Origin of the sequence: Streptomyces sulphureus DSM 40104, from assembly GCF_000381025.1 — a bacterium.
Taxonomy (GTDB): domain Bacteria; phylum Actinomycetota; class Actinomycetes; order Streptomycetales; family Streptomycetaceae; genus Streptomyces; species Streptomyces sulphureus.
Window position 1 is genome coordinate 337,593 of sequence record NZ_KB905819.1, and the last position, 13,528, is coordinate 351,120.

General features: G+C 69.8%; 8 protein-coding genes. 1 reads left to right on the forward strand and 7 read right to left on the reverse strand.

Annotated features, from left to right (window positions below; translation table 11 throughout):
- Positions 1–865 precede the first annotated feature (865 nt).
- Genes F603_RS0120745 through F603_RS0120755 form a run of 3 tightly spaced genes read right to left on the reverse strand, consistent with a single transcriptional unit; the run spans position 866 to position 3,839 of the window.
- Positions 866–1,690 (reverse strand): carbohydrate ABC transporter permease, encoded by an 825-nt coding sequence (locus F603_RS0120745; RefSeq protein ID WP_019547889.1) that lies wholly within the window; start codon positions 1,688–1,690, stop codon positions 866–868.
- Between the two features lie 2 nt (positions 1,691–1,692).
- A complete protein-coding gene (locus F603_RS0120750; protein ID WP_019547890.1) occupies positions 1,693–2,670 on the reverse strand; it encodes a carbohydrate ABC transporter permease in 978 nt (325 codons plus the stop codon).
- Positions 2,667–3,839, reverse strand: a complete 1,173-nt coding sequence (locus F603_RS0120755) for an ABC transporter substrate-binding protein (RefSeq protein WP_019547891.1) — start codon at positions 3,837–3,839, stop codon at positions 2,667–2,669. Before F603_RS0120755 ends, F603_RS0120750 begins: the two co-directional genes overlap by 4 nt.
- Before the next feature lie 642 nt (positions 3,840–4,481).
- Between F603_RS0120755 and F603_RS0120760 the strand changes: the two genes are divergently transcribed.
- Positions 4,482–8,006: a glycoside hydrolase family 38 N-terminal domain-containing protein gene (locus tag F603_RS0120760; protein WP_019547892.1), complete on the forward strand. Its 3,525-nt coding sequence runs from the start codon at positions 4,482–4,484 to the stop codon at positions 8,004–8,006.
- A gap of 47 nt (positions 8,007–8,053) precedes the next feature.
- On the opposite strand, the gene F603_RS0120765 is transcribed toward F603_RS0120760, so the two are convergent.
- From F603_RS0120765 to F603_RS32510, 4 genes are all read right to left on the reverse strand, one after another.
- A complete protein-coding gene (locus F603_RS0120765; protein WP_019547893.1) occupies positions 8,054–9,076 on the reverse strand; it encodes a LacI family DNA-binding transcriptional regulator in 1,023 nt (340 codons plus the stop codon).
- Positions 9,077–9,137: 61 nt separating this feature from the next.
- Positions 9,138–10,064 (reverse strand): ROK family protein, encoded by a 927-nt coding sequence (locus F603_RS0120770; protein WP_019547894.1) that lies wholly within the window; start codon positions 10,062–10,064, stop codon positions 9,138–9,140.
- Positions 10,061–11,776 (reverse strand): class I mannose-6-phosphate isomerase, encoded by a 1,716-nt coding sequence (locus F603_RS0120775; RefSeq protein ID WP_026328595.1) that lies wholly within the window; start codon positions 11,774–11,776, stop codon positions 10,061–10,063. The genes F603_RS0120770 and F603_RS0120775 overlap by 4 nt, the downstream gene beginning before the upstream one ends.
- Positions 11,777–11,924: 148 nt before the next feature.
- Positions 11,925–13,304: a sugar porter family MFS transporter gene (locus tag F603_RS32510; RefSeq protein ID WP_019547896.1), complete on the reverse strand. Its 1,380-nt coding sequence runs from the start codon at positions 13,302–13,304 to the stop codon at positions 11,925–11,927.
- Positions 13,305–13,528: the final 224 nt, after the last annotated feature.

Here is a 13,528-nt window from a genome sequence, read left to right on the forward strand (position 1 = left end):
CAGGGTGTGGGCTGCCCCGAGGCTGCCCTAGCTGCTGGTGGATGGGGGCTTGCCGCCGGAGCAGCATGGGGATTCCATGCGGTATTTACACAGGTGCCAGAGACGGCTGAATAGGGGGCAAGTACGTGTGGTTACAGTCGACTCACAAGTCGTCCCAATCGAATCATATGGTCAATGCCACGTGAACAATGCGCTCCGTCTATGCGGGGAAAGCGTCTAGAACTTCGAGATATGACAGAAAACGAGTTCTTTCACATTCTCGTGCTTCCTCGGTCACGCGTCGCAGAAGCCAGAAGATTGGTCCGGATGCTGACTGACTGATGTCGAGAGGCGCGAAGATGCAAAAATTAGGGTTACGGAGCCGAGCTCCGTAGCCCTGGTTCAGTGGCGGGCGCTGTGAAGTGTCGCTTCCGTGGCTGTCGCGCCGGGCACGGCCCCTCGCTTGAGCACCCGCGGAGGGGCTGAAGCCGCGGAACGCAGGGTGTGAATGCCACCCACCTCGCCTGTTATTGCTGGCCCGAGGAGTGGAAGGAGTCGATGCGCATGACCACTGAAGAACTCGATGAGCGACGCATCGTGGAGGTGCGCGAGTTCGTGGTCCATACCGAGCTGCTGTTCAGCGAGGTCGACGCCGGTGCATGAGGCAACGCGCATACTCGCCATCCTCATGCGGTGCTCTGGCTGCAGTCGTGGCGCGGTTCCTGAGCCACGGGGCGGCCTACCCTGACGCCGGGCAGGTGCAGACAGCCGGTGCGTACCATGCTGGTGCGGATGGCTGCGTGCACGGCGGCAGTCGGCGGCGACCCGGACCCGTCCACAAGAGCCCCGACGAGAGCCCCCGCTCCGCCCCCACCGCGTCAGCGCCTCAACTGGTCAGCTTGAGGCTGTTGACGAAGAAGCGCTGTGCGGAGAAGAAGAGGACGACGGTGGGCAGCGAGACGAGAATCGCGCCGCCCAGCACCACCGGCGGGCCGACCGAGACGTAGGTGCCCTGGAGTTCGGCGAGTGCTGCCATGACGGGGCGGATGTTGCCGCTGGTGCTGAGTGTGATGCCGAACAACATGTCGTTCCAGACGGCGACGAACTGGAAGACGAAGGCGGCCACCATCGCGGACTTCGACAGGGGCACATGGATCTGCCAGAAGAGCCGCCACCACGAGGCACCGTCCATGCGCGCGGCTTCGACCACCTCACGCGGCATCGTCATGGCGTAGTTGCGCATGATGAAGAAGGCGAAGGGGACGGCGATGGCCGCGTACACGAGCACCAGGCCCAACTGCGTGTCGTACAAGTCGAAGTTGGCGTAGGACAGGAACAGCGGGCGGAGGAAGACCTGGAGGGGCAGCAGCGCCCCGGAGTAGATCAGCCAGAACCACAGCGTGCCGTGGCGTACGGGCATGACGACGGCGGCGAAGGCGGCCATCACGGCGAAGAGGACGGCCATCAGGGAGCTGGTCACGGCGTACAGCAGGCTGTTTCCCATGGCGGGTCCGAGCTGCGCCTTGTTCCATGCCTGCGACATGTTGTCGAACAGGGCGAACCCCTGGGGCCACCAGTGCGGGCTGCTGCCGTACTCGGCGGCGGGAACGATCGCGTTGCTGAGCACGAGCCAGGTCGGTACCGCCCACACCAGCGCGAGCAGGATCACCGTGGTGTTGCGCAGGATGCGGCCGCGGGATGTCTTCAGCATGGTCAGTCGCCTTTCGCGTCGAGCTGGCGTCGCAGGTACAGCCAGGAGGCCGCGAGGACGATCAGCGTGAGTACCACCGCGATGGCGGCGCCGGCTCCGGCGTGCTGGAGGAGGAAGGTCTCCTGGTACATGGAGACGGCCAGGGTCTCGGTCACCCGGCCGGGGCCGCCCCGGGTGAGCACCCAGATCAGGTCGAACGACTTCAGGCCGTTGGCGAGGCTTATCCCGACGACGATGACGGAGACCGGGCGGAGTTGAGGCAGGACGACGTGGCGGAACCTCTGCCAGGGGCCCGCACCGTCCAGCGAAGCGGCTTCGAGGGTCTCCGGGGGGATGCCCTGGAGGCCGACGAGGAAGAGGATGACTGCCACACCGGTCGCCTGCCAGGCGTTGGCGAGGATCAGCACCACCGTGTTGCTCGGCCACTCCAGCAGCCAGCCCTGAGCAGGAGGGTCGAGCCCGACGGTGGAGAGCAGTTGGTTGAGCGCCCCGTCAGACGTGAGCATGAAGTTCCACACCACGGCCACGGCCGCGCCCGACAACGCATACGGTGCGACCACGCACAGCCGGGCGAGGCGGGACCAGCGCGTCGCGTTCGTCAACCAGGCGACGGCCAACCCGAGGACGCAGGGCAACACCACGGTGCCCGCCACCCACATGAGAGTGTTCTCGACCGATCGCACCAGGCTCTCGTTGGTGAAGAACAGCTCGTAGTTGTCCAGCCCGGCGAAGCCGGATGTCCGGTGGTCGTTGAAGAAGCTGCGGTAGAACGTGGCAGCGAACGGCGCGAGCAGCAGCGCCGCGACGAGCAGCACGGCCGGGGCCAGGAAGGCGCCGGACGTCAACCGTTCGCGCACCAAGGCCCGTTGCGGGCCTCCGCGCCGGATCGTGGACGGTCGTACCGACGTACGGGAGCCGGAGCCGGCGGGAGCGGACTCGTGGTCGGTGCCGGTCCGGGACCGGGTGGTGGGGGTGCTCATGCTTCGTCCCGCTTCCAGGCGGCCCACTCGTCCTCGGACCTCTCGGCCATGCTGCGCAGGGTGTCGCCGGGTGAGCTCTGCTGTGTCATGAAGCTCGACAGATCCTGGGTGTTGCCCTGGATGAGGTTGGGCGGACTGGCCTCGCCGTACCGGATCAGACGAGGCATCCGTTCTCGGGCGACGGTCTCCCTGACCTTGGCCACCACCGGGTTGCCGGCCCGCACGACCGGATTCGCGGAGCCGTCGTCGAGGTAGTCGGCCCACACGCGCTGGACGGACGGGGCCAGCCAAGCGCCGACGCTCTCCACCCCGGCCTCGTGCCGGGTCGCACCGAGGGGGACGGCCAGCACACCGCTCTCGGTGATCACCGACTTGGGCGTGGTCTTCCTGACGGTGGGCAGGACGAAGGCGTCGTAGTCCTTGCCGGGGCGCATGCCGAGGTCGGAGAAGCCCTTCGCTCCCCAGGTTCCGTAGAGGAACATGCCGACCCGGCCCGCCTTGAGCGCGGCGGCGCCGTTGCCCTGGTCGAAGTCGGGCGAGGTCATCCAGCCCTTGCGGATGAAGCCCTGCCAGATGTCCATCGCCTCCCGGGCGACCTCGTCGGTGTACCGCGCCCTGCCCGCCACGAGTGCGCGGTAGAAGTCGGGGTCGATCTTGCTGATGAGCTCCTGGAACCACTGGTAGGCGGGCCAGCCTCCGAACTGGGTGGCCACGAAGGGGACGACGCCTTTGCGCTTGAGGACATCGGCGCAGTGCGTCAACTCGTCCCAGGTGGCGGGCGGGCCGAGACCCAGACGGGCGAAGAGCCGCTTGTTGTAGAAGACGACGTAGTGGGACTCGTAGAGCGGGACGCCGTAGACCGTCCCTCGGTACGACATGGAGGCACGCTGCCCGCCGCGGACCCAGCCCTTCTTCTCGTACCGTTCCCACAGCCGTGACAGGTCGGTCAACTTGCCGCCGCGTGCAAGCGACTTGAGTTCGTAGCCCGCTCCCCACTTGATCACGTCGGAAGCGCGCGAGGTCTCCAGCGTCATCTGCGTGACCTGTTTGTAGGCGATCGCTTCCGGGTTGGACTCCGGACGAAGTCCGTAACCGGTCAGGGACTTCAACGCGTCGCCGGTCCGGCGGAAGCCGTCGTCCCAGTCCGAGTTGTCGGTGCTGATACTCACTTCTCCCGGCACGGCGGCAGCGCTGCTGCCCCGGGCGCATCCGGTCAGTGCCAGCCCCACCGCGCCTGCGCCGGCAGCGGCAAGGAAGTGACGTCGGGCGAGTGCCGGGGGCGTCCCCGCCCGCACGGTGTCGAACGATCTCATTGCCGCCCTTTCGCCGGAGTGTGGCGGATGCAAGTCACGTCCTGCCGGGGTTCTGCCGGTCCCCGGAGACTGCCCGGCCGCGGCGATTGCCGCGCTGATGTGCGGCTCCGTGCCAGGTGACGGCAGGAGGGGCCGGTGCGTGGCGAGGACGTTAACGCCAACAACGGCGCCTCACAAGAGCATCACGTCAGAGAAGTGCGAACTTTCCCTGATACCGCAGTTCAGCGGCTCAATGAATTCCCCGGGCGCAGAGCTGGTCAAGGAAAGGAGGATTGGTATCGTTACCTTTCCCTTCCCTGAAGCGCGTTGACCGTCCGCCTGTTCAGGAGCGACCGTGCAGTACCAGCACCGCCCGCTCCCTCGGCGTCGGTCGGCACAGCGCAGCAGGACGCACCGCTCCCGACCGACACGCCCCGCCCCACTGCACAGCACCGGCACCACACCGGCCACCCGCACGTCTCGCGCCGCGCCCCGTCCGGGCCTCAGGAGGTACGCACCATGACACCCGACCGCTTCCTGTGGGAGGCGACCCTCGCGACCCACGCTGAGCCCTGGCCGGACGTGGACGGCATCCGGACCCTCCTCGTCGACACCGACGCTCCCTGGCCGACGGTGCATCCCGGCATCCACGACGCCGACGGCGGCCATCAGGCGCACCGGGTCGTGGCCGCCTTCGACGTCAGCTCTTCCGAAGACGCCGTCCTGCACCTGGAATACGCCGCCGAGCGCGGGCCCTGCCCCGACCTGGAGATAACTCTGGACGGCCGGCACCGCTCCCTCCACCACCTCACCGTGGAACGCGAGAACCGCACCAGGACAGGCGATCCGGGCCCGGTGACGGGCAACGGCGTACTCCGGGTGGAGCTGCCCGCGCGGTGGCTGACCCCCGGACGCCACGAACTGACCGTCACCACCGTCCTGGACGAGGCAGCCGCCACCGGCGCGACCAGTCAGGCCCGTTCGGAGGTCGCACACCGGCCCGGCGAAGAACTGCCCCTTCCCCGTACCCAGTACGGAAAGTGGTTCGGTTCCTACCTGCGCTGGACAGCCGTGAGGCTGGAGCGAGCCACCGCCCCGCATCCCGGCACGCCCACCTACGCGCTGCGGACCACACCGCTGTACCTGCACGGCGATCCGGACCCGGTCCCGCTGGTCGAACTGACGGTCAACCTGCCTGCCGGCGGCGCACGGCCCGACCACCTGACTCTGGAACATTCCGGAGCGACCATTACGGTCCCGGCCTCCACGGACGGACGGGACTTCGGCATGGTGCGCCGGAGGCTCCCCGTCCCCGGCTTCACGGACAGCAGCGACTTCGTCGTCCGGGCGGACGGCGCGGAGGTGCACCGTGCAACCCTCGTCCCGGCACGTCGCTGGACCCTGCATCTCATCCCCCACGTGCACCTCGATCTCGGGTTCACCGACAACCAGGCCAAGGCCGTCGAGTTGCACTGCCGCAACATCGACAAGGCGCTGGACCGCCAGGAACGGGACCCTGCGTTCCGGTTCAGCGTCGACGGCGCGTTCGTCGTCCGGGAGTACCTGCGGACCCGCTCGTCGCACCGCTGCGCCCGCCTGCGTGAGGCGATCGGCGCCGGTCTGATCGGCGTCAACGCCTTCCACAGCAACCTGTTGACCGGCATCACCCACCTCGAAGAGCTGGGCCGCGCCCTGGACTTCGGCCGTACGCTCCCGCCAGGACCCGGTGCCGTCCCGCGCTACGCCAACATCACCGACGTACCCACCTGGACAGGCGCCCTCCCCGCCGTGCTGCGCACAGCAGGTATCGACGCGTTCGTCGGAATGTCCAACCACCACCGGGCGGCCACCGACGACAGCGACGAGGTCCACCTGGCGTCCCCCGTGCGGTGGCGGGCGCCGGACGGCAGCGAGGTGCTGGCCCACTTCGCCGATCACTATTCGCAGCTACGGTTCATCGCCGCCGACCCCCAGTCGGTGGCAGGAGCGGTGAACGGCCTGGAACGCTACGTCGAGCGCTACGAACGCCCGGACTACCTCCCGTCGGACCTCGCCCTGATCGGCACCCACGCGGACAACGAGGACCTCGCCGACGGCGACACCGGGTTCGCCGAGCGCTGGAACGCGGTCTTCGCCTATCCGCGGGTCCGTGTCTCCACGTTCGCCGACTACCTGGGCGCGGTCGCGCCCCTCCGGGAGAGGCTGCCCGTGCACCGCGCGGAGGGCGGAAGCTTCTGGGAGGACGGCCCCGCCTCCTCCGCTGCGGACGCCGCCGCCTACCGGCAGGCCCAGGTGCTGCTTCCCGCCGCCGAACACCTCGCAGCCTCCGTCCAACTGCTGGACGACACCTACCGTCCGCACCGGGAAGCGCTGGACCGCGCCTGGGAGGGCCTGATCATCGGTGGCGAGCACACCTGGAACTGGGCCCGCGCCACCGCGCACCCGCACGCGCCGCAGATCGAGGACCAGTTGCACTGGAAGCGGCGGGCCATCGACGACGCCGCCCGGATCTCGCTCGACGAGAGCCGCCGTACGCTGAGCCAACTCGCCGCAGCACTCGGCCTGGACGGACCGTGCGTACTCGTCCACAACCCCCACCCCTGGCCGGCGAAGCTCACCGCGGAGCTGGACCTGCCCGAGGGGAGCGCGCCCTTGGACGCCGAGGGCCGGCCCGTGCCCTTCGAAGTACTGAGCGACTGCGCAGGGATGCTGCGTGTCCGCCTCCTGCTCGAGGAGCTGCCCGCCTTCGGCTACCGCTGCATGCCCTTGAGCACCGGAGCCGGGACCGTACCCGCCGGCGAGCAGCCGACCGAGGCGTCCTCCGGCGAGCAGGCCGCCGTCCAAGCCGCGGCGGAACGCGCCCCTGTGCGGCAGCTCTCCGCCGGAGAGAACGTGACCAGCCGGGTGTGGGAGGTGAAACTGCGGGACCTCGACGGCCTTCCCACGGGCCTGCTGCATCGGCCCTCGGGCAGGGAACTCCTCGACCAGGACGCCCCGTTCGCGCTCGGTGAGCTGGTCCGGCTGACGGCCGCCGGGGCGGCGGACAGCGCGTCCCACGACCGCACGATGATCAGTCAACTGGACTCCCGCTACGGCTCGGGCGCCCCCACGCCCGTCGTGGAGGACCGGCCGTCGATGCGGCTGCTCGGCGTCCGCAACGCACCCGACGGGTTGCGGCTGCGCTGGCAGGGCTCCGGCGCGGGGCTCACCGACATCACCGTGGAGCTGCTGCTCCGGGACGCCGCCGAAACCTGCGAACTGACCGTCGAGTTGACCAAGCAGCCCGTCCTCGACATGGAGTCGACGTCCGTCGCCTTCCCCTTCCTCGTCCCCGATCCGACGGTGCGCTACGACAGGCAGCTCGGTTGGGTGGAACCGGCCTCCGACCACGGCTCCGGCTCCTCCAACGAGTGGCTGTCAGCGGCGTCCGCCGTCACCGTCACCGCACCCGACGGACCGGGAGTCGTCTGGTCGGCTCCCGACAACCCCCTGTTCTCCTCCTCCGACCTGGTGCGCGGTGCCTGGCCGACGCGGTTCACCGCAACGAACGGGCATCTGTACGCCTACGTCATGAACAACTTCTGGCCGTGCAACACACCACCGGCACAGCCGGGGCCCGTGCACTTCCGCTACGTCTTCGCACCCGTCGCGCAGCATCTCCCGGAAGCCGCCTCCCGGTTCGGTGCCGAGGCCCGCCTCGGTGCGCTGGCCCAGGAGACGAGCCTGCTGGACCGCTTCCCGGAAGGCAGGGCCCCGCACTTCACGGAGGGCACCCTGCCGGGCCCGGGCTCCCCGGCCGACTGCCGGGTCGGCCTGTCCTCCGCCGGAGAGGGCCGGCTGATGCTGCGGCTCGCGAACCTCCGCGCCGAAGAGAACGGAGTCGTGCTCCAACTCCCGTACGGGTACCGTCCGTCCCGGCCGGACGCACCGCAACCCGACACCGAGGGCAACCTGCGCATACGGCTCGCGCGGTACGGCGTGGCCGAACTGCCCCTCGACTCCGCGTCCGCCCCGGCGGTACCGCCGGAGGCAGGCGGGGCGTAGCCGGCGAAGAGACCGGTCGGGAGCCGTGGACGGGCGGAGCCGGCGGGTCAGTAGTTGATCAGCGTCGTCGGGACGACCGTACGGCGCGGGGGGCTCGGCGGGCCGGTGCCCTTTCTGGGCTCCAGGTGGTCCAGCAGGAGGCGCGCGGCGCGTCGACCGATCTCGTCCGCGTCGTAGGAGACCACGGTCAGCCGGACACCCAGCATGTCCGCGGCCTCGATGTCGTCGAACCCGGCCACCGCCGTCGACGTGCCGAGGCCGCGGATGGCACGGCAGGCTCCGAGAGCGATGCGGTTGTTGGCACAGAACAACGCGGTCGGGGCGTCGGGGAGCTCCAGCAGAGAGCGCGCGGCGGACTCCGCCGAAGCGACGTCGTCGAGACCGCGGCGCACCCACTCGTCCCGCGGCTGCACACCCGCGTCCTCCATCGCCGACCACCAGCCGCGGAACCGCTCGGCGCCCGTGAAGAGAGTGAACGGGTTCCCGAGGAAGCCGAGCGCGTGATGACCGCTCTTCAGCAGTTCCTCGGTTGCCGCCCGCGCCCCGCCGAAGTCGTCGACGAGCACGGCATCGGCTTCGATGCCCTCGGGCGGACGGGAGGCGAGCACCACGGGCATGCCGTCGACGGCCTCGTGCCCGAGGTGCCGTTGATCGGGCCCCGCGGGGACGACGATGACTCCGTTGACCCTGCGGGAGACGAGGTCCTGGACGAGGTCGTCCTCGCGCGTCACCTGTCCCGAGGTGTTGCCCAGCACCAGCCGAAGGCCGTGTGCCTGGACGACCTCTTCGACCCCGAGCGCGAGCCGGGCGTAGAAGGGGTTCGCCAGGTTGGTGACGACGAGCCCGACCAGGCCGCTGCTCCGCCCCAGCCGCAGGCTCCGTGCAACCTCGTTGCGGCGGTAGCCCAGTTCGTTCACGGCGTCGAGAACCCGCTGTTTGGCCGACTCCCCCACGCGGGGGTTGTCCTTGAGGACCCTGGAGACGGTCATGGCGCTCACCCCGGCGTGCGCTGCGACGTCCCGCATCGTCGGGACGGAGCGCGAAGCTCCGGACTGCTCGGACCCGGACACGCGTGCTCGTTCTCCTCGGGCAACAACCGGGCAGACACCTGCCGCCTGCCAGAACGATCCATCATAGGGGGAGGGGCGTTTCTCCCCTGCTGCCCGGTGGAGCAGGCTGGGCCGCCCACCATGCTGCCCCCAACAGTGGCGCTGTACGGGGGAGTTGCGCGGGACTCAGCCGCACAGGCGGAGCTCCGGCGTCCGCCAGGCCGGAGCGCAGCGCCCCTTCGACCACCTCCCAGGAGGTGGCGATGGAGCCGCCGACTACGAGCACGGTGGGCGCGAAGCTGGTCAACCAGGGCGCCATGGTGCGTCCCAGAGCATGGAAGGCACGCTTCAAAACGGTGCCCGCGACCGTGTCGCCCTCCCGCGCGCGGGCGGCGATGGTGCTCACGTCCGGGACGGGCTCGGTACCGTCGAGCGCAGCGCGTGCGTACGCCGCACGGATGCCGCGCCGGGAGACGGTGTCCTCCAGAGGCATCCCGTCCCAGGTGAGCCGGTGGGCGCTGCCCTCCGGTGGAACCAGGGGGCCGTCGTTGACCGGTGCGCCGTCGGCGAGGAAGGCCGAGCCGACGCCGCTCCCGAGGGTCAGGCAGATCGCGCGGACGTGGCCGGCGGCGGCGCCGGAAGCGTACTCGCCCAAGCCGAACGCGTCGGCGTCGTTGAGGAAGCACAGGGACGCCGGTTCCGGGCGGATGCGCTGCCGCAGGTCGGTGCCGACGTCGACGCCGTAGAGCGCTTCGAACTTGCCGACCCCCTCGAACAGCGCGATACCTGCTGCGTAGTCGAAGGGGCCCGGCACTGCCACACCCCAGCGCGCGTGCGGCGGCGCCCCGGCCCGGGTGGCAGCCGCGGCGATCCGCTCCAGGATGTCCGCCGCCGCCCCCTGAGCCGGCAGCGAGGCGCGAATCAGCTCCTCGGGCGCCCCCGACGCCTGCATGTCCACGAGGGCCGCGGTCACATGCGTCCCGCCGATCTCCAGCACGGGCTGCTTCATGCCCGCTCCCGGACGTAGGCGGTCACCACGTGCACCGGCTCCTCGCCCAGCGGACGGAGCCGGTACGCGCCGACGGACGCCGGAACCGTCAGCGTCTCGGCGAACACCAGCTCGTGTACGCGTCCGTCGGCGGTCTCCACCACGACGCCGGCGCCGGAGGAGACGTTGAGAACGTGGAACCGGCCTCCGGTGTTCTGCGGCGCCCCCGCGGAGCCGGGTTCGAGGACGACGCGGGACACCTCGTAGAACATCTCCGGCAGCGAGCCGAGGAGCTCCTCCCGCCAGCCCGCGCCCTCGCGCAGGGTCTGCGGACGCTGCATGAGGTCCCGGTGCACCGCTTCACCCTGCCTGCCGGCGTCGAGGTTGGCGAAGGCGTGCTCGTACGGCAGCGGCCTGGGGGCGCCCTCGGTGTCCTGGCGGAGCCAGTCGTAGAAGCGCAACGAGTACAGGTACGGCGTCGCGCTCACTTCGAGGACCAGGTTCCCGACGCCGGAGGCGTGCGGTGTCCCGGCCGGGATCAGGTACAACTGCCCCTCCTCGGCGGGGTGGCTCTGCACGAAGCGCTCCACGTCCATCTCTTCGCCCCGCTCGATGGCGGCGACGGCCTGCTTGCGCATCAGTCCCAGGTCGGCGTCCTGCTGGAGGCCCAGGTAGATCCGGGCGTCTTCGTCGCCGACGGCGGTGAGGTAGTACGTCTCGTGTTGCGTGTAGGGCCAACCGAACTGCTCGCGCATGTACCGCTCCTGAGGGTGCAGATGCACGGAGAGGTTGCCGCCGCCCACGGTGTCGAGGTAGTCGAACCGGATGGGGAAAGAGGTGCCGAACGCCTCGTGCACCTCGCGGCCCAAGAACTCCTGGGGATGCAGGACGCACAGGAGCGGGAACGGCAGCTCCACTTCCGCCTGCGGCCCGTCGCCCACCAGGACACCGGCCGTGGGTGCGATCAACTCGTAGCCGAGCGCGGTGTTGCCGTTCTGCGGAGCGAAGCCCAGCCGCTCCTCTGCCCAATGCCCGCCCCATGCGGTCGAGTTGAAGTACGGACGCGTACGTACGGGGCCGCCTGCGAGGTGCCGGAGTGTTTCGCGCAGCGTGGCGCCGTCGAGCGAGGCGGGCTCGGCGTTCTGGAGGTCGAGCCAGCGGTCGATGCGGGCGGCGTGGGCGTCTCGGTGCGCGTCGAGCACGGGCCAGTCCGCGTAGAAGAGGCGACGGAGGTCCCCGGGGGCGCTGTGCCGCCCGAGGTTGACGCCGACCGGTAGTTCTCCTGCGGTGACGGCCGCCTCGGCGTAGCGTTTCGGCAGGTCGGCGTACCAGAGCACGTCGTGTTCCAGGAGTGCGGCGCCCGGCCCGAAGACGAGCAGTAGCCCTTCGGCGGGTGTCTCCACCGTGGGCAGCGCGCGGTACACCTCGGTGACACACGCCTCTGCGAGCGGAAGGTAGTAGGGGTCGGCCTCCGGGCCGTCGCCGGTGCGTTCCAGGACGGTCGCCCAGTCGGCTTCGGCGTCGCGCAGGTCGACCACGCGGACGGGGACGCCTCGGGCTTCGAGCGCGCCGCGGAGTCCGGCTGCGGCGGCGTTCCAGTCCAGGGCGGCGGGCCCGTCGACGGCCACCACCGCCGGGCCGGGCGGGAGCGTCCCGGCGGCGGCCTCCCATCCGCGCACAACCGTCCCGCCGAGGGGTGCGTAACGGGGATTGCGCTGGTAGGAACGAGACATTTCGCTACTCCGAAGGGTTTGGCCCGGTGAGCCGGAAATCTGAATGTTATCGATAACTCTAAGGTACGTGGGGCGACCTCCGTCAAGGTGCCCTGGACTGTGCGCAGTTGCCGCGGCAAGGGCCGTCGCCCCTGGACGCCTGGTGGGGTCAGGTGGTGCGCGCCCGCAGGGCGAGCTCGATGTCCTCGAGGCTGCGCCCCTTGGTCTCGACGACGAACCGCGCGGCAAATACGTAGGCACAGGCGCAGATCACCGCGAAGCCGAGGAAGACCCAGCCGATGCCGACGGCGTCGAGAAGCACCGGAAAGCTGAGCGAGACGACGAAGTTGGCCGCCCAGAGCAGCATGGTGCAGAAGCCCACGGCGGCACCCCGCACATGGAGCGGGAAGACCTCGCTGATCACCACCCAGCACACCGCACCCCAGGATGCGGAGAAGCTGACGATGAACGCGGCGAGGCAGCCCAGCGTGATCAACCCGACCAGGCTGAGGCCCTCGGGCTCCGGCAGCAGGAGAGAGGCCGTGGCCAGGACGATCAGGCTCGCGCTCATGCACACCGCGCCGACCAGGAGCAGCCGCTTCCGGCCCACCTTGTCGATGAGCCAGATGGCCACCAGCGTCATGAGCACGTTGATGGCGCCGATCCCGGTGTTGGCGTAGATGGCGGCAGAGTCGCTGAAGCCGACGTTGGTGAGCGTGGTGGGCGCGTAGTAGATGATCGCGTTGATGCCGACGACCTGGTTGAGGACGGCCAGTCCGACGCCCACGACGAGCGCCGGGCGCAGCCACGCGGCGAAGACGTCGCGAAGTCCCGCCCGTCCGGAGGCAGTTGCTTCCACGTTGTGTATGTCGGCGAGCTCGGCCTCGACCTCGTCCGCGCGCCGGGTCCTGGCCATGACCGCACGGGCCTCGGCCTCGCGCCCGTTGCGCAGCAGCCATCGCGGAGTCTCGGGCATCAGGATCAGGCCGGCCAGCATCACGACCGAGGGCACGACCGCCAGACCCAGCATCCACCGCCAAGCCTCGTAGGGGGCCAGCAGCGCGTTGCTGACGTAGGCGACGAAGATGCCCACCGTGATCATCAGTTGGTTGAGCGTGGACACCGCGCCGCGGACGCGGGTGGAAGCCATCTCCGAGAGGTACAGCGGTACCACCACGGAAGCCGCGCCGACCCCGAGCCCCAGCAGGATGCGCGTCGCGACCAGTGCGGCGGCGTTCGGGGCGAGACCGGCACCGAGTGCGCCGACGCTGAAGACGACAGCCGCGGCCATGCCGACGCGGCGCCGGCCGAGCGCGTCGGCCAGCCGCCCGGCCGTCGTCGCCCCCACCATCGCCCCCACCAGCAGGGAGCTGACGACGACTCCCTCCACCAGTGGGGTCAGCTCCAACTCCCGCCGGATGTACAGCAATGCCCCGGCGATGACTCCGGTGTCGTAGCCGAAGAGCAGGCCGCCGAGGGCGCCGAAGAAGTAGATGCGTCGTGTGGATGTGCCGATGCTCTTCTGGTCTGTGACTGCAGCCTGTGACATCGCACGGCCTCCGAGTCTGGGAGAAGGGAAGAGACCAGGGGACGTCGTGTGGCGTGCGTTCCTGGCACCGAGGCTCCGATCGGAAGTTAACGTCACCAAAACGAGGGGTCAAGAGCCTGGGGGCATCCGTCCGGCGGCGTTCCGCGGTGTGTTCGCCGGTGTCCGCCTCTCCGTCGCCGTCAACAGGCCGCATGCGCAGCAGGGTTGACGCGACGCCGCAGGCT

What these genes read in the sequence shown, in the direction of transcription:
- F603_RS32510 (WP_019547896.1), bottom strand. Translation starts at nt 13,304, where the DNA reads ATGTCACAGGCTGCAGTCACAGACCAGAAGAGCATCGGCACATCCACA.
- F603_RS0120770 (WP_019547894.1), bottom strand. Translation starts at nt 10,064, where the DNA reads ATGAAGCAGCCCGTGCTGGAGATCGGCGGGACGCATGTGACCGCGGCC.
- F603_RS0120745 (WP_019547889.1), bottom strand. Translation starts at nt 1,690, where the DNA reads ATGCTGAAGACATCCCGCGGCCGCATCCTGCGCAACACCACGGTGATC.
- F603_RS0120760 (WP_019547892.1), top strand. Translation starts at nt 4,482, where the DNA reads ATGACACCCGACCGCTTCCTGTGGGAGGCGACCCTCGCGACCCACGCT.
- F603_RS0120750 (WP_019547890.1), bottom strand. Translation starts at nt 2,670, where the DNA reads ATGAGCACCCCCACCACCCGGTCCCGGACCGGCACCGACCACGAGTCC.
- F603_RS0120775 (WP_026328595.1), bottom strand. Translation starts at nt 11,776, where the DNA reads ATGTCTCGTTCCTACCAGCGCAATCCCCGTTACGCACCCCTCGGCGGG.